Raw genomic sequence first — 17,199 nt, 5'->3', positions numbered from 1 at the left:
GTGAAACTCATATCAACATTCATATAATCAGAATAAGAGGATTTGTCATGACTCAAAAAGAGATTTCAATTATTCATCCCCGTCCGAGTTCAATCGTTGCGGCTCTTTATACCCTCAGGGACTTAAACGTCGATGTTGCAATCCTGCACGGACCCCCTGGCTGTTCATTCAAACATGCGAGGCTGCTTGAAGAAGACGGGATACATGTAGTCACTACAGGGCTTGACGAGAATGGCTTTGTTTTCGGTGGGCATGACCGGCTTGTACAGGTTATCAACAAGTCCATCGAACTCTTCAACCCTAAAATTATAGGGGTTGTCGGCACCTGTGCCAGCATGATCATAGGGGAGGAAATGCACGACGCCGTGCTTGAAGCAAACCCGGATATCCCTGTTATTGAAGTCGAAGTGCACGCAGGCTATCATAACAACACAAAAGGCGTGATCTTTGCCCTTGAATCTGCCCTCGATGCAGGGATAATTGACCGTAAAGAATTCGAGCGCCAGGAATACCTTCTCTTGAAAGCTACAGAGGTTGAAAAGAGGTTCGGGGCTGCGAGCAGGGAATACCTTGCTCCCTCCAGGGGAGACCTCAAATATCAGGTTGCAAGGCGGCTTATTGAACTCCTCAAGGAAGGCAAGAAAGGCCTCATTATAATGAACGCCAAAAAAGAAACAGGCTATATGTTTGCAGATATCACCCTTGCGGTCAATGAGGTTGCAGCTTCGCTCGGGAAACAGGAAAACCTGGTAAATATGGCAAATATCAACCCGGAACTCGGGCTCCCGCGGGTCAGGCAGCATGCCAAATTCATCATGCGGGACTTCATATCCCATGGGATTGAGATTCACGAAATCATCGGCGGCATGGATGAGTACCCGATTGCGGGGGAAAAGGTTAGCGAACTAATAAAGACAAAATACAGTGATTACGATTTTGCAGTTATCACAGGCGTTCCTCATGCAATCCCGATGGAGACCCTCCAGCACATGGAACTGATCTCAGTTACGAATGGTCCAAGGCAGGTCCTGCCCTTAAAAGAGATGGGGCACGAGCATGTTATGGTTGAGATCGACCTCCACCCAAAGACCCTCGGAGTCAGTGAAATAGTGGAATCCGAGTTCGGAGCCACATTAAGGGAAGTTGCAAAAGAAGTTGCAAAAGAAGTTGTAAATGAAGCCTGAACAGAAAAGAGTCAGGATAAAAGTAAGGATAAGATCCAGAATAAAGCCAGGATAAAATTCAGGATAAAATCAAAGTAACGGGAGGAAGATCATTTGAAAAAACAAAAGATCGTTGCAATTTACGGAAAAGGCGGCATCGGTAAGTCGAGCACAGCCTCAAACGTTGCAGCTGCCTGTGCGGAAGCAGGGAAAAAAGTCATGATTATAGGCTGCGACCCCAAAAGCGATTCGTCCATAACCCTTCTTGGGGGCAGGAGAATCCCAACCATACTCGACCTCATCCGCGAAGGGGTGGAAGTAAAGGAAAAAGATGTGGTCTTTGAAGGGTATGCCGGCGTCAAATGTATAGAAGCCGGAGGGCCCGAGCCTGGTATAGGCTGTGCAGGGCGCGGGATCATAGTTGCAATTCAAAAACTGAAAAGCATTTCCGCAGACCTCCTTAAAGAACAGGACTTTATAATCTACGACGTGCCAGGAGACATCGTCTGCGGCGGGTTTGTTGCCCCTGTCCGAAAAGGCTATGTAAATGAGGCATACGTCCTGACCTCAGGGGAATATATGCCCCTCTATGCAGCAAACAACATCTGCAAAGGGCTTTCCAAAATCGGAATGCCGCTTAGCGGGATTATCTGTAATTCCAGAAACGCTATCCGGGAAGAGGAAATCGTCAGGAAGTTTTCTGAGGAAATCGGCAGTCAGCTTATGGCTTTTATCCCCAAGCGGGATGTAGTTCAGGTCTGCGAGCGAGACGGGTATTCTGTCATGGAAAAAGCTCCTGACTCCGACATTGCTGAAATCTACCGCCAGCTTGGAAAAGCAATTCTGAATAACGAAAAGAAGGTTATGGCAGCCCACCTGAGCGATGAGCGGTTAAGGGAAATGACAAAGTGAACCGCAAAAACTTACCTGTGCCACAATATACGTTCAATGGATAAACTGACTTCAGAGGGTATTGAAATCATGTCCCACAGCAAACAATCCGGAACAGAGGCAGGGAGCATTCCCAGAGTCCTTATTTCTGCAGACCGTTCCTCTTCAGGCAAGACCACGATTTCCATGGGTCTTATGGCTGCCCTTGTTTCAAGAGGGTATAAAGTTCAGTCCTTCAAGGTCGCCCTTGACTATATTGACCCCAGTTATCATACTGAAATCACCGACAGGTTCTGCCGGAACCTTGATGGGTACCTGATGGACGAAGAAGGGATTCTTGACGTCTACTCCCATGCCTGTGAAACCGGGGGCGGAGCTGACATTGCAATTATCGAAGGTGTCAGGGGGCTTTATGAGGGATTTGAAAGCTTGAGCGACCTGGGAAGTACCGCCCAGATCGCAAAGATCCTCAAATGCCCTGTGGTTTTCGTAATCAATGCCCGCAGCATTACCCGTTCTGCTGCAGCCCTTGTAAGCGGCTATAAGAATTTCGACCCTGACGTGGAAATTGCAGGTGTTATCCTTAATAATATCGGGGGTCTCCGCCATGCACAAAAGGCAAAAGAGGCAATAGAATACTATACTGGCGTGCCGGTTATAGGAATCATTCCAAGGGATCCCGCCATGCAGATTTCCATGCGCCACCTCGGGCTCATGCCTGCGCTTGAAGGCAGGCGGAGGCTTGGAGACGAAGGGTTTGAGGACAGGCTTCGGGGAATTGAAGGGATTATCACTAAAGGAATTGATGTAGACCGCATCCTGGAAATCGCAGGGAGCGCAAAACCCCTGAAAAGTTCCGAAAATAGTGTTTTTTCCCCCGATGTTGGTGCAGAATCTCCCGGGCCGAGGATAGGTATTGCCCTTGATGAGGCTTTCAACTTTTACTACCATGATAATATCGACCTGCTGGAACTTGCCGGGGCGGAGATTGTTTACTTCAGCCCGGTAAAAGATTCTCGGCTTCCTGAGGTTGACGGGCTCTATATAGGAGGCGGCTACCCTGAACTTTTTGCAGCCGAACTCGAAGCCAACGAGTCCATGCGGATAAGTATCAAAGAAGCTTCTGCTGCAGGTATGCCCATATACGCCGAGTGCGGGGGGCTCATGTACCTCACAGAAAAAATCAGTACCGGGGTCCCGGGAAAGGGCACATACCATGATGCTTCGATGCCCGAGTCTACCTATTTAATGGTCGGGGCGCTTCCCGGGCACACAATTATGGGGCAGACAAGGGTTGTCAGTTACAATATCGGGACCCTTGATAGGGACTGCATTCTCGGAAAAGCAGGCAACAGCTTCAAGGGGCATGAGTTCCACCACTCCGAAATACGGGAAATCCCCGATGATGCGGAATTTGCAATAACCCTCTCAAGGGGAACCGGAATACAAGGAGACAGGGACGGGCTTATTGCCAGCAATACCCTTGGTTCTTACGCTCACCTGCACGGAGTCGCATACAGGGAACTTGCTGGTTCACTTGTCGAAGCTGCCCGTAAGTTCAGGGATTCAAAGGCTTCCGGGGCTTCCCGGTAAAAATATAATATATGCCTGCGTGCTCCTGTCGGTTCGATCCGGGTTTTCAACCGAAAGGTATTATTCGAAATTATAATAAGCATTAGTCAAAGTTACATAATCGTGCTGTCAGTTGCGGGTCACCTGCTTTTGCAGGTCGAAAAAACAATATTATATTAAGCAGATTATTACACACCAGGAATTACAGGCTGGATTTTTAAAAGCCAGAATAATAATCCCGATTATTATAATCCAGAATAATAATCCAGATGGTTATAAACCAGATTGTTAAAACCTCGAATATTACAAAATATATTCCATAAAACTTATTTTTATTCTATTTTCTTTTCAGGTGAACCTATTGAAAACACAACTTAAAGGGGACCGAGTCCTTGCCGGAACGGACGCGGTGGCCGAGCTTTACAAAACTGGTTATTTCGGGCGTCCCAGGGACGGCGGGCTTGAACTCTCTCTTGTGGAAGCAGCATACCTCCAGTTCAGAGGAAAACTCGAGATAGAGCTTGAAGGAAAACTGCTTGATTTCAGGGCATTTTTCGAACAGGCTTCTCTGAGGCAGCCGAATTTCGAGCTGAAATATATCGTTTACAAAGACCTCAAAGAGAGGGGGTATTATGTCCAGCCTTCAGCTGTGGACTTCAGGGTATACCCTAGAGGCAGCCATCCCGGAAAAAGTGCGGCAAAAATTTTTGTCCATGTCCTGTCGGAAAGGCAGCTTCTTTCTGTAAAGCTTTTGCAGGATTCAGTCGTCTCGGCAGAAAATGTGCACAAGCAGTTTATCCTGGCTGTGGTGGATGAAGAAAGTGACCTCACCTTCTACGAGATTAAAACCGCTGCCCCTGAAGGGGAGATGCCTGAGCCTTTCCCTGCAGTCAAAACCGATGCAACTTTCCTCGAAGACAGGGTAATCGCCTGGGACGCTCAGGCTTCCGGGGCTCTTTATGCCAGAGGTTTCTACGGAAAAATGCTCGACCCTGAAAGGCTGCAGCTTTCCCTTGTTGAGTCCCTCTACCTCTTTTCGCGGGGGATTATAGTTGTCAGGGACAGGAAAGGAAAGGTCTTTTCGTTCGAAGAGTTTGTTGAGAAAGCCTCGGAAATCGAAGGTTCTTTCCTGCGGAAATACCTTGCTTATAAAGCTCTGCGGGACTCAGGGCACGTGGTCAAGACAGGTTTTAAGTTCGGGACCCATTTCAGGGTCTACAGGAAAGTCGATTCCATTGAAAAAATTCCCCATTCCGAGTATCTTGTAAACGTAATCCCTGTAGATTACGAGTTCAGGCTTCCGGTTCTGTCCGGGGCTGTCCGGCTTGCAAACAGCGTGCGCAAACGAATGCTCTTTTCAATCGAGAAAGGGGACGGAGTCGAGTACCTGGATATTGGCAGAGTCAAAATGTGATTACGTAGAGTCAAAATGAAATTTCATATTAAATGAAATTTCATATTATATTTCATATTATATTTCATATTATATTTCTTCGAGCAGGCTTGAGTAAAGATTATTGATCTGAGTAGATTAGATCTGAGTAAACACATTCGTCGTTCTCTTAAGGGTTTTGTGAAAACCTGGTTTTCATCCAGGAAGGAGGGTGAAGCATAAATGTGGGATATTATTGCAGTGGACATATCGGGCAGGCACAGGATCAAAGGCGGCTACTACATGGTCTGTGCGGCAGCAGCCCTTACTGTTTCTGCGGACCATATCGAGAAAGTTAAGCAGGTGAAAATCCTTCCGATCTGGCTTAATAAAGCACCCGGTTTGCTTGACGTCGTGCAGCTGATTGAGGATACGGCTAACCAGCTTTCCTTTGAGGGGACAATTGTGGCAGAAAAAGGGGATATGTATAACCAGCCCCTGTGGGTGCCAGAAAGTATGTTTTCAGGGGCGTTTAAGTACCAGGAGTCCCTGGCTGAGAGAAGGGCTATCGAACTTGCTCACCATATTTCTTTGAGCGCTCGAAATTTACTTATTAAAGAACTTGTCATTGAGGCGTGAAACATTACAGCAGAACAAAATATAGAAACCGAAAACCGGGTAATTCTCGTAAAAAGAACCAATCCGCGGGCTGACCCTGAACGCAGCGAATATCTCTTTGAGGAACTCAGGGAACTTACAAGGGCTGCAGGCTATGTTCCTGTTGGGGAACTTACGCAGACAAAATTTCCGGATTCCAAGTACCAGCTGGGGAGAGGAAAGATAGAAGAGCTTGCCGAACTTGTGAGACTAAATAGGGCTGAAAAGGTCATCTTTTATAACAAGCTATCTACAATTCAGCTTTTCAATATCTCGGAAACCTGCGGGTGCCAGGTAATAGACAAGTTCCAGCTTATCCTTGAGATCTTTGCAAAAAGAGCTACCACCCGAAGGTCCAAGCTGCAGGTTGAACTTGCGAGGCTGAGGTACGAGATCCCGAGGGCAAGAGCTATTGTTTCCATTCTTAAAAAGGAGGAAAAGGCAGGTTTCATGGGGCTTGGGGACTATGAGGACGCTTATGAACAGGGCCTGAAGAAAAGGATAACAAGGATTGAAAGTGAACTTGAGTCTGCAGAAAAAGATGACGAGTCTCTGCGGGTTTTCCGGCATAGGAAAGGGTTTTCCCTGGTTTCCCTTGCTGGTTATACCAATGCCGGAAAAAGCACTCTCTTCAATTCCATTGTTGACGAAAGCGTTGAAGCACAGAATATGCTCTTTACAACTCTTGTGCCGACTACCCGGGCCCTTGAACTTGGAGGAAGAAAGGCTCTTTTGACAGATACCGTAGGGTTTATAGAGGAGCTCCCGCACTGGCTGGTTGACGCCTTCAAATCCACCCTCGATGAGATCTTTCTTTCCGACCTTATCCTGCTGGTAGTCGATGTAAGCGAAAAACCCGAGATAATCCTGCAGAAACTTTCCACAGCTCACGATACTCTCTGGGACCGTATTCAGGGGGTTCCGATGATTACGGTGCTTAACAAGACCGATTTGCTTGAAGCATCCGAACTTGAAGCTGTTATGGAAGAAATTGGCTATATGGCTCCCAATCCTGTGTTCGTTTCCGCAATAGAAAAGGCTGGCATGCAGGAGTTAAAAGCCGAGATAATCAAACATCTTCCTGCCTGGTCTTTCTACTCCTTTTCCCTTCCAAATTCGGAAAAAGGGATGTCAATTCTCTCCTGGCTGTACGATGAGGGTATTGTACACAATGTTGAGTACGGGGAGCGAATTTCAGTGGATTATGAGGCAAGAACAGAGATTCTCAACAGGATTAAATCTCTTGAACTGAATGAGGGTGAATGATGAAGATTGCGTTTTTTGGTACTTTTTAAGGCAGTATGGAAAAATAAAAAGCTTTTCTAATTATATAAATCAATTAGTATATTATCCATACATTTCCTAATTTTTTTCTGTTCCGAAATTCTTTTTTCATAACCTGAATATTGTTCGTATGTCTACGAAAGATATTTATACCCGAAAGTTGTTTGTTTGTTTGCGAACGGGTGTCTACTGAATACATCAGACCCTCCTAATATCCTAAACTACCCCTACACCAGATTTTTTATATCCATTTGCCCGTTCGCTATTCCTCCTGTCATTTTTTTCGGTTTGTTTATCCTTATTCAGTTTTCCTTATTCAGTTTTCCTTATTCAGTTTTTCTTATTCAGTTTTCCTTATTCAGTTTTCCTTATTCAGTTATCCTTATTCAGTTGTCCCGATTCTCTTTTCGGAATTCTTATGTGATATAAAGCAAGGTATCATGTGCCTGCTTCCTTTCTTTATCTCTTTTTTCGTTTCCGTTTCAAAATTTATATAACTTCATCGCTCATTTTTATATTAGCATGAAATTCGATCTTCACGTACATTCCGAGCATTCAAAAGATAGTGAGTCAAGCCATGAAGATATTCTTGAGACTGCCCGTAAAAGGGGACTTGACGGATTTGCTATCTGTGACCATGATACGGTTCAAGGAGGGCTTGCCTGTGCTAAAAAAGCCCTGGAGCTTGGTTTTGAAATCACAGTCATTCCCGGGATAGAGGTTAGTTCTTCAAAAGGGCATATTCTGGTTCTCGGGGTCAGGGAAAATATTGAACCTCTGTTAAGTCCGGAAGAAACTATCCGCAGGGCTCGAAAACTTGGAGGCACGGTTATTATTCCTCACCCTTTCAAGAGCAGTTCCCACGGGATAGGAAGTTTGGAAGGGCTTGATATAGATGCAGTTGAGGTCTTCAATTCTCGCTGCCTTTTCAATTCAGCCAACCGGGAAGCTCTGGCTGAGGCAATAAGACTTGGACTCCCTGGAGTTGCAGGAAGCGATTCCCATATTCCAGAAATGGTCGGGCAGGCATACACTGAAATTGATGCCTCTGAAAACACAGTTGAAGCCGTTTTGAAAGCAATAAGAGAAGGTAAAGTTGCTCCTGCAGGGAAAAATACGCCCACCCCTATAATCCTGAAACAGATGGCAGGGAGCGTAAAGCGAAAAATGAGAAATAAATTATTCGGAAGGTTTTAAAGGACTTTATGCAAAATGAGTTTTGAGTGAGCTGTAAGAATAGCTGACTGACTGAGCTGACTGATTTACTGGGTTGACTGACTGGGTTAACTGACTGGGTTAACTGATTGGGTTAACTGATTGGGTTAACTGACTGAGTTAACTGACTGAGTTAACTGAACTTATAGTCCGAACCTTCTTTTTTCTACTTAATCTCCCCTGCTCCCGGTCTAAATAAGCAGGGTTAATAAGTTTGCCTTCGATAGACTAAGAAAAAACATGAAAAGTGAAAGAGGAGTTGCAACCATCGGGTTCAAAAAAGAAATCAGCACAGAAATTGAAATTTTCGCTTCTGTGGACCGCATCTGGCAGATTCTTATGGATTTTGCAGCCTATCCCAACTGGAACCCCTACATAAAGGAAATCAGTGGGGAGGCAAAGGTCGGGAGCAAAATTAAAGTCCATATGAAGCCGGAGTGGGAAAAAAAAGGAGTGATCATTCACCCGAGGATCATTCGCCTGGAGCCCGGAAAAGAGCTTACATGGAAAGGAAGTTTCTTTTTCCCTGGGTTGCTCGATGGGGAGCACAGCCTCATCCTCGAAGAAATTTCAGGCCGCAAGGTTCGCTTTATCCAGAAAGAGATATTCAATGGAATTGCAATTCCTATTATCAGCACTTCATGGTCTATAGAGAAGGGTACGGTACGCAGCTTTGGAGATATGAACAATGCCCTTAAAAAAAGGGCGGAAAGGGTCAGATGAGTTTCTAGGATACTTGATCTATAATGCCCGATAGACAGATTTATAAACGGATTTTAATTTCTCTCCAGCTGTACATCCTGTTATCTCATTTTTTATCTGGCTTTTTATCTGGCTTTTTATCTGGAAGGATACTTTTTTCTGGAAGACGAAATACCCCAATCTCTTTAAATGTAAAATATTTATATAGTTGTTAGTTCCAGTAGTTTTGAATGTCCCTTAAAACCGAATATGAAAAGGTAGAACCCTACATCACAAAAGACGGCTCAATAATCCGCGAACTTATGCACCCCACAGTCCACGGTAACTCAGAACAGAGCCTCGCCGAAGCCATCGTGCCTGCCGGAGGTAAAACTTTTCTTCACAAACACCGGATAACCGAAGAAATCTATCACATTACAGAAGGTAGCGGGATAATGACCCTCGGCTCTGAAGAATTCGAGGTCAGAAAAGGAGATTCTATTTGTATTGCCCCTGGAATTCCGCACAGGGTCCGAAATCCCGGGGAAAAGGAACTGAAAATTCTCTGCTGCTGTGCGCCGGCTTATTCGCACGAGGATACGGAACTGCTGGAGTAATAAAAGAATCAACAGATCAATAAGAATCAACAGATCAATAAGAATCAACAGATCAATAAATTCCTGTTAAGTGATTTCTAATTTTTTCTAATGGGTAGATAAGGTATTCCGGAAACACATTTTGTTTGCCGCAGCCCCAAAGTAGATGTTTTTGGTTTTTCCAGCCGGGAAACGTAATTATTGTGCTTTCTTGTCCCGATTCCTTAGGTGGAACGAATCTCGGCACCGGCATGAGTAATGCAACAGGTCAACAGTTTCCCGGGTTAACATTGTTAACAAATAGTTTATGTATTCAAACATCCATTTTTATATTAACAAATTTATTCGGGGTTCGATTTTCTTAAAAACATGCTTAGTAAGCTTCTTCTTATATATGGGGGTCTGCTATGGTATATTTAAAAAAATTTAGACTTAATGAGTATGCGGTTTCGGAAGTATTGGGCCAGGTGCTTCTGACTTTCATTACTATTATAATGATGGCGTCAATTAGCGTGGTTGTGTTGGCTGAAGCAAAACATTCACACACCCCGCATATTGACTTTTATGAACAAGTTGATCCATTCAACGACACAATCGTTCTCTTTAATAATGGGGGTGAACCGGTTTTCCTCCAGGACTTTAAACTTGTTCTGCAGTCGGGAAGTACAAAGTATGTCATAAATGGGGAAGAGCTATCCGGCCAGCTTATTGAAGAATATGGGGATAATGGGTTCTGGGATTTGGGGGAATACATTTCTGTTAACGTGGCGGACATGTGCGGTCTTGATCTCGAAAACCGCGATGAAGACTTTACCGTATTCTTCATACACACTCCTTCTAAACAAGTGATCCAGAAGGCTTTTATTCCTTCTATTTACCTTGATGATGATATCCTGACTCCCAATGACCGCATTGCAAGAGACTGGTACACAGGAGGGTCTATATGGATCTCGCCCCGGCTTCTTGCACTCGACAATTCTGAGTCTCCCAAAGGCGATAAAGGGTCTGCATGCCTCGACGACGTCCAAAAAATAGGAGGCGGTTTTACAACTTATTATCCGAATGAAGAAGCTTCAATGTATGAGTATTTCGAGTTCGGGATGAATGAATCAGTGCTCGAGTCTTTCGGGGTCACGTTTTCGAATTTCGGGGTCATGCGTTCTAATTATAAAACTCTCGACATTTCCGATGTAAAGATCAAAGTGATTTATAGTGGGCACGACCATTCATTTAAATGGATTAAGCTACGGGTCTGGGATCAAACGGAAGGGAAATTCTATGAATATGACCTCCCTGAACACAAAAAAGAGTATGCTGATGAAGTATTCGATTTGCCCCACATCACAAATTACAGGGACCTTGAGAACCTCAATGTCTCTATACTTGCACAGGCAAATCATGGACAAAGCGGTAAGCATGACCTTAGCGTCGACTACATTGCGGTATATATTCCCAGTAGTGGCAAAATATAATCCGCTCCTGTGGCTCCTCAGGAAAACCTCATCCACATTGGGGATGTGAATGTTACAACAAGCGTAAAGGGAAACAGTGGTAAAGTTAAGGGTGTTGCAGTTGTGACCATCCTTGACAACAACAATAATCCGGTCGAAGATGCTAAAGTTTCCGGCTACTGGAGCGGTGAAGCCAGTGATACGTTTTCTAATCAGAAAACGGAAAATGCAGGGACAGTGATGGTTTATTCAAATGAGGTAAAATACACAGGAACTGCATTAACGTTCACCTTTTATGTGAATGATGTTACGCATGACTCATACACATGGGATGGAAATACGGTACCCTGGATGGTAGCTTACCCTTAATGTAATATGGTGAATGAAAGTGAACTACCCCTTCCTGATATCTTCGGAGCCGAGGAAGGGGTTTTTCCAATTACTGAACTAAATTATAAATGAATGGAGATATAAATTAAAAATGAATACTTTGACTCAATTCAACTTCTTTTTCCTGAATAACTTGAGCAAATTCCTATAACCAGTGTTTTTAGATTACGTTTTTCTTTTTTGACAGTTGAACCCTGTTGATAAGGTATTCCGGAAGCATATCTTGTTTGCCGCAGCCTCAACGCATATGTGTTTGGTTTTTCCAGCTGGGTAAAGTAATTACTGTGCTTTCCTGTCCCGATTCCTCGAAATAAACGAATTTTTTCGCGGGCATTAGTACTGCACGAATTCAACAGTTTCCTGCTTTTACATTGTTAACAAATTGTTTATGTACTAGTGCATCTATATTTATGTCATCTGAATTAATCGGGGTTCAATAATCTTATAAACATGCTATGTAAGCTTTTTCTACGGAACAGGGGTATGTTAGGGTGTATTCAAAAAAATTTATACATAACGAGTGTGCAGTTTCAGAGGTATTGGGCGAGGTGCTTCTGACTATCGTCATTATTATAGTGATGACATCAATTGGCACGTTTGTGTTGTCTGAATCAAAACCTTCAGAAGTCCCTCATATTGACTTTTATGAACAACTTGATCCATTCAACGACACAGTCGTTCTCTTTAATAATGGGGGCAAACCGGTTCCCATCAAAGAATTTAAACTTGTTCTGCAGTCGGATAGTACAGAGTATGTTATAAACGGGGAAAATCTATCCAGCAAGCTTACTGAACAATGTGGGGATAATGGGTACTGGGATCTGGGGGAATACATTTCGATTAATGTGTCGGAAATGTGTGGCCTTGATCTCGAAAACCGCGATGAGGACTTAACCATATTCTTCATACACACTCCTTCTAAACAGGTGATCCAGAAGTCTTTTATTCCTTCTATTTACCTTGATGATGAAATTCCAGGAGAAGAGTACGATGAAGGAGGCATATGGGTTCCGCCCCAGCTTCTTGCACTCGACAATTCCACGTCCACAAAAAGTGTTGATGGATCCGCATGTCTCGATGACGTTCAGAAGATAGATGACGACAAATACACAACATATTACCCTAATAATGCTGCTTCAACCTGTGAATACTTTGAATTTGGGCTTAATAAATCAGTGCTCGAGTCTTTCGGAGCCACGTTCTTGGATTATGAACATCTCAACATTTCCGGTGCAAAGATCAAAGTTGTTTATGCAAAACATGATAACTCATTTAGGTGGGGCAAGTTAGAGGTACGGGACCAGACAAGCGGAACTTCCTGTGAACATGTCCTCTTTGATAAAAATATGAAAATGTATAATTACAATGGAATAACGTACATTGAAGATGAGTTCGATTTGCCCTATATTACAACCACTGAAGACCTTGAAAACCTCAACGTCTCTATATTTGCAAAAATTCCCGGAAACGGTCATATGCATTACATTCACATCGACTACATTGCGGTATATATTCCCTGCATTGTCAAAAAATCACCCGCTCCTGTAGTTCCTCAGGGAGATCTCATCCACATTGGGAGTGTGAATGTTACAACAAGCGTAAATGGTGGAGGTAATAAGGTTACCGCAACTGCTGTTGTAACCATCCTTGACAACAAAGATGCTCCGGTCGAAAATGCAGAAGTTTCCGGCAACTGGAGCGGTGCAGCCAGTAAAACGTTTGATAAACAGAAAACGGACGACGAAGGGAGGACAGATCCCTTGGTATTAAAAAATGTAGACTACAACAGTGGTACATTAACGTTCACCTTTACGGTGAATGGGGTAACTTACCCCCCGTACACATGGGATAATATAACAAAAGCTGGGACTGTAAAGTACCCTTTGTAATATGGTGAATGAAAATGAAACGCCCTTTCCTGCTGTCTTTGGAGCCGAGGAAGGGGCCTTTCCAGGGAAAAGGCTCAGGACTTTTATTCTCCGAAAAGGAGCTGAAAATTCTCTGCTGCTGTGCGCCGGCGTATAAGCATGAGGATACGGAATTGATGGAATGCGTGAACATGAAATTAGATTTTTAAGAATTTGTCTTCGTCCCGAAGTAGTTTTTTCAGGGATTCATTAACTTCATTTTTGAGCTCAATGACATTCCTGAATCTCTTGTACTTGAAGTCGTCAGATTCAATTTCTCTGAGCAAGGCTTCAGTTCCCTGCTCACGTTCTATGTTTCGTTCTCCTTTAATGAAAACAAGAATAGGAAAGCCTTTCTCCTTTGCATAGCGGTATTCTCTATGAGTAATCGAAATTTCTCCTACAAGAGTGCCGTATTTCATCCCGACGATGAGCAGATAAACCTGACAGCCATTAAGGGCGTTCAAACAACCATCCAATGTTTTTTCTGGAGAAGCTGGTTCATACTCGTAGAGCAAAGAAGTATAATCTGCCGATAAGAAAGGATCGTTTTCTACAAGATCCTGAATGATTACACGTTCGTTTTCAAGTTCCTTTTGCACCGAACTGACGAATATACCAAATTTTGGAGTTATTTTGCTTCTTTTCTTGAGATCTTCAAACAAAATAGGTTCTGATTTTTGTTTTCTCTCGATTTCATGGAGTATTTCGTACGCTGTGTTTACCAAAAATTCATTGTCTGAGTTTAGTAAATTACGCAGACGGTTTTTATTTTCAGGAGTACTAACCTTACCCAAAGTATCTGCAGCTACTTTTCTCACTTCTTCATCCTTGTCTTCCAACGTATTTATCAGTAGCTCAATTGCTTTTTCATTCCTACCTATTCCTAGTGCTTTTACTGCTATCTGTCGAATGTTAGAATTTTCATCTTTTAGTTTATTTACTAGAGGCTCAATTGCTTTTTTGGAATTTATCTCCCATAGTGCATTTACTACTTTCTCTCTTAATTCTGTGTCTTGATCGTTTAACATGTTTACTAGTGGTTCTACTGCTTTTTCGGATCTTATGCTTCCTAATGCGTCTGATGCTGCCTTTTTTACTGTTGTGTTTTTGTCTTTTAGTGAATCTATTAGTGGCTCCACTGCTTTTTTAGACTTTATCTTTCCTAATGCATCTATGATAGCTACTATGATATTTACTTTCATAATGGAGTTCTTATCCCTTAGTGCAGTTATCAGTGGCTCCGCTGCTTTTTCAGACCGCATTTCCCCGAGCGCGCTTACTGCACACCATTGTACATTGAAATTTTCATCTTTTAACAAGCTTATCAATGGTTCTACCGCTTTTTCAGACCTTATGTTCCCGAGTGCCATTGATGCGCTCCATCTAACAACAAAATCTTCATCTGGTTTACTCAATACATAATCTTTATCATTAAGCGCATTAATTAATGGTTTCACTGCACGCTCCTTTTTTATTTCTCCTAATGCTTCCGCTGCTCCCCATCTTACAACGTAAATATCATCCTTCAATAAATTTATAAGTGGTTTAACTGCTTTCTCGCACTTCATTTTTCCTAATACTTCTGCCGCTCCCCATCGCATAAAAATATTTTCATCTTTCAGTAAATTTATTAATGGATCTACTGCTTTTTTAGATTTTATCTCACCAAGTGCATTTTCCACATCCCATCGCACGAAATTATCTCCATCTTTCAGTGAGTTTATAAGCGGCCCAATTGCTTTTTCAGATTTCATTTTTCCTAATGCTTTCGCTGCTCCCCGTCGCATTAAAAGATTTTCATCTTTTAAAAAAGATATCAATACGTCTACTACCTTTTTAGACTTTATTTCTCCTAGTGCTTCTGCTGCACACCGTTGCACAAGCCCATCTTGATTTTTTAATGCATTTATTAATGGCTCCACTGCTTTTTCAGATTTTGTCTTTCCCAATGCTTCTGCTGCTTTCCACTGTAAATCTTTTTCCCCGTACTTGAGCACTTCAGAGAGTATGTCTATAGATACAGTTCCAAGCAATCCTAAACTCTCAATAGATCTTCTTTTTTCCAACATGAACTGCGAGTTCAGTTTCTCGACAAGTAAGGAACAAAGCTTTTCTTTTGTTTCATAACTTATCTTTTTCCCACATTTAGAGGCTAGATATAGTTCTTCATTTAGAATTATTGAATTGATATATTCATCAGCAGATTCAATCATTTCAGAGGTAAATATTACAACTTCTTCCCATCTGGGATGACTGAAAGCTTTAGAGATGTCAAATCCATTTTCAAAAAGCTCTTTTAGCTTTAAGGCTGAGAAATATTCTTGAAAAGATTGATGAATTCCATATTCAACTTCTAAACCTTTAATGTTAGAATCTTTTTTTACTAAAAGCCCGAGCTTGAAGCAATCTTCTAAGATGCACTGAGGAGTTTTTTCTTCGAATTTGGAATCTTTAGTATGCTTTGTGATAATTTCCAAGGCTTTATCATACTCGCATGAAACCTTTTTCCAACATTGAAGTTTAAAATATAATTCCTTAAGAGCATTTTTTATCTGTACTCGGTTGGCACAAAGAGTTTTCCCTTTTGTCCGTTCATAATGAAAAAAGAGGCCGGAGACAAAGGCATTATATAATTCTGAACGATTTGAGGGAAGTAAATCTTCCTTTCTGTCTTTTCTATCCTTTGTTACTTCAATCGCAAGGTGAAGTAACATAGGATTTGTAATTAGAGATTTTAATTGCTGGTCATTTAGAATATTATTTATTAAAATTACTTTTAGTTCCCTGTCTATAACACGTTTTTCTATGAATATCTCAATTTTTTCATCGGTAAGTTTTTCTAACTCTACTACTTTGAAATCATTTCTTAAATATTCAAAAAAGCCGGATCTTGACGAAATAACAAATTTGCAGTTGCTGTATCTGGCGATAAAATTGGAAATTTCATCATAGGGGAAGAATTTTTCGGTAGGTAGGAGCAGATCATAACCATCGAGTAGAATGATTAATTTTTCTTCTAAGAGAGTTTCGAGAGTGATTTCAGACAAACCTTTTTTCTTAATCTGCAATTTAAAATAATCAAAAAATGAGTCTCTTGTATATGAATTAAGTTCAATATACAAAGGAATACTACCTTCTTTCCTTTCTAGATATTTTGTGGCAAAGGTACAGTTCAGCCATCTAAGCGTAGTTGTTTTTCCAGAACCAGATTCTCCTGAAATGATCAACTTTTCTTCTTTTGCTACAAGTTCAAGAATTCCAAACTCTTGCTTTTTATCGTCTTTCCCATCCCTTTGATTTTTATAATTGTTCTCATTGCCAAATTTGAGATTTGTTGGTAAGATCTTTTTAGCTGAAAGTTCAGTATATATTTCGCTGATTTCTATATGTTCATTTATTGTCTTACTCAGGTATTTCTTTATTGATTCCTCGAAATCTGTATCTAATTCTTTGCTACATTGATCCGCTTTACTTTCATTAACTATTTTATGTATTTCCTGAACTTTGTGATATGTTTGTTTTAGTAGATAATGGTCAAGATACTTTATAAGCTCAGGATATTTCTCGATCTCAGCATCTATGATTTCAAAAAAAGTGTTTAAGATTAAATCTGTATCTTCGCGGGAGAAATCTTCCTCGCTGAATAAATCAAAAAACTCTTGAATTAAAATATTTGAACAATCAAGCTTATCCGGGTTTTTCAGGTATTTTTCGATTGCTATTTCCACGTTTTTCTGATGAAAAAACGTATCAATCTGTATTCCATTCAATTTACAACGCTTATTTGAAAACTCTTCAATCGCCTTATCATATACTTTCGAGTAAGTATCAGAAATTTCTTTAGGGATTTTCTTGGAAGAATCATATATCAGGTTAGTAAGAAAGCCTAAAGCTAATTCTGAAAAAACCATCATATCCTCATTGGCAAAAGCATTTCTTCTTTACTTCTCGATCAGCTCCCTTATTGAAACCATATAAATTAATTCTTTCTATTTTTTACGGGAAAGACCGCTCTCC

General features: G+C 41.9%; 13 protein-coding genes. 12 read left to right on the top strand and 1 reads right to left on the bottom strand.

Annotated elements, in window-relative coordinates:
• Nucleotides 1-47: 47 nt before the first annotated feature.
• The 12 genes from cfbD (at nt 48) to PHF18_RS06340 (ending at nt 13,161) form a co-directional block, all read left to right on the top strand.
• Nucleotides 48-1,184, top strand: coding sequence for a Ni-sirohydrochlorin a,c-diamide reductive cyclase catalytic subunit (gene cfbD / locus PHF18_RS06395; protein WP_300099935.1), 1,137 nt, complete (start codon nt 48-50; stop codon nt 1,182-1,184).
• 93 nt (nt 1,185-1,277) lie between these two features.
• Nucleotides 1,278-2,075, top strand: a complete 798-nt coding sequence (cfbC, locus tag PHF18_RS06390; RefSeq protein WP_300099932.1) for a Ni-sirohydrochlorin a,c-diamide reductive cyclase ATP-dependent reductase subunit — start codon at nt 1,278-1,280, stop codon at nt 2,073-2,075.
• Between the two features lie 69 nt (nt 2,076-2,144).
• On the top strand, nt 2,145-3,647 hold the full coding sequence (gene cfbB, locus PHF18_RS06385) for a Ni-sirohydrochlorin a,c-diamide synthase (RefSeq protein ID WP_300100122.1): 1,503 nt from the start codon (nt 2,145-2,147) through the stop codon (nt 3,645-3,647).
• 340 nt (nt 3,648-3,987) lie between these two features.
• Nucleotides 3,988-5,040: a tRNA-intron lyase gene (endA, locus tag PHF18_RS06380; protein WP_300099929.1), complete on the top strand. Its 1,053-nt coding sequence runs from the start codon at nt 3,988-3,990 to the stop codon at nt 5,038-5,040.
• Nucleotides 5,041-5,241: 201 nt separating this feature from the next.
• On the top strand, nt 5,242-5,637 hold the full coding sequence (locus PHF18_RS06375; protein WP_300099926.1) for a DUF2209 domain-containing protein: 396 nt from the start codon (nt 5,242-5,244) through the stop codon (nt 5,635-5,637).
• Between the two features lie 21 nt (nt 5,638-5,658).
• Nucleotides 5,659-6,921 (top strand): GTPase HflX, encoded by a 1,263-nt coding sequence (gene hflX / locus PHF18_RS06370; protein WP_300100119.1) that lies wholly within the window; start codon nt 5,659-5,661, stop codon nt 6,919-6,921.
• Nucleotides 6,922-7,461: 540 nt separating this feature from the next.
• Nucleotides 7,462-8,136, top strand: a complete 675-nt coding sequence (locus PHF18_RS06365; protein ID WP_300099923.1) for a PHP domain-containing protein — start codon at nt 7,462-7,464, stop codon at nt 8,134-8,136.
• Nucleotides 8,137-8,394: 258 nt separating this feature from the next.
• On the top strand, nt 8,395-8,877 hold the full coding sequence (locus PHF18_RS06360; protein WP_300099920.1) for an SRPBCC domain-containing protein: 483 nt from the start codon (nt 8,395-8,397) through the stop codon (nt 8,875-8,877).
• A gap of 209 nt (nt 8,878-9,086) precedes the next feature.
• Entirely contained in the window at nt 9,087-9,452 is a 366-nt protein-coding gene (locus tag PHF18_RS06355) for a cupin domain-containing protein (RefSeq protein WP_300099917.1), read from the top strand.
• 386 nt (nt 9,453-9,838) lie between these two features.
• The gene (locus PHF18_RS06350; protein WP_300099914.1) at nt 9,839-10,903 is read left to right on the top strand and encodes a type IV pilin N-terminal domain-containing protein; all 1,065 of its coding nucleotides are present in this window, start codon (nt 9,839-9,841) and stop codon (nt 10,901-10,903) included.
• 9 nt (nt 10,904-10,912) lie between these two features.
• Entirely contained in the window at nt 10,913-11,251 is a 339-nt protein-coding gene (locus PHF18_RS06345; protein WP_300099911.1) for a hypothetical protein, read from the top strand.
• A gap of 512 nt (nt 11,252-11,763) precedes the next feature.
• A complete protein-coding gene (locus tag PHF18_RS06340; RefSeq protein ID WP_300099908.1) occupies nt 11,764-13,161 on the top strand; it encodes a type IV pilin N-terminal domain-containing protein in 1,398 nt (465 codons plus the stop codon).
• Nucleotides 13,162-13,337: 176 nt separating this feature from the next.
• Here the strand turns inward: PHF18_RS06340 and PHF18_RS06335 are convergent, their stop codons facing one another.
• Nucleotides 13,338-17,096 carry a HEAT repeat domain-containing protein gene (locus tag PHF18_RS06335; protein WP_300099905.1) on the bottom strand — a complete coding sequence of 1,253 codons (3,759 nt, stop codon included), beginning with the start codon at nt 17,094-17,096 and terminating at the stop codon, nt 13,338-13,340.
• Nucleotides 17,097-17,199 lie beyond the last annotated feature (103 nt).

It is taken from the genome of Methanosarcina sp., assembly GCF_028693135.1.
In the GTDB taxonomy this organism is placed as follows: domain Archaea; phylum Halobacteriota; class Methanosarcinia; order Methanosarcinales; family Methanosarcinaceae; genus Methanosarcina.
The sequence above is the reverse complement of the archived record's forward strand: the minus strand, read 5'-3'. Positions and strand labels throughout refer to the sequence as shown.

Excerpts from the sequence above, each read along its gene's own strand:
- PHF18_RS06365 (WP_300099923.1), top strand. The coding sequence starts at position 7,462 with ATGAAATTCGATCTTCACGTACATTCCGAGCATTCAAAAGATAGTGAG.
- cfbD (WP_300099935.1), top strand. The coding sequence starts at position 48 with ATGACTCAAAAAGAGATTTCAATTATTCATCCCCGTCCGAGTTCAATC.
- PHF18_RS06360 (WP_300099920.1), top strand. The coding sequence starts at position 8,395 with ATGAAAAGTGAAAGAGGAGTTGCAACCATCGGGTTCAAAAAAGAAATC.
- PHF18_RS06355 (WP_300099917.1), top strand. The coding sequence starts at position 9,087 with ATGTCCCTTAAAACCGAATATGAAAAGGTAGAACCCTACATCACAAAA.
- PHF18_RS06375 (WP_300099926.1), top strand. The coding sequence starts at position 5,242 with ATGTGGGATATTATTGCAGTGGACATATCGGGCAGGCACAGGATCAAA.
- PHF18_RS06335 (WP_300099905.1), bottom strand. The coding sequence starts at position 17,096 with ATGATGGTTTTTTCAGAATTAGCTTTAGGCTTTCTTACTAACCTGATA.
- PHF18_RS06350 (WP_300099914.1), top strand. The coding sequence starts at position 9,839 with ATGGTATATTTAAAAAAATTTAGACTTAATGAGTATGCGGTTTCGGAA.
- cfbB (WP_300100122.1), top strand. The coding sequence starts at position 2,145 with ATGTCCCACAGCAAACAATCCGGAACAGAGGCAGGGAGCATTCCCAGA.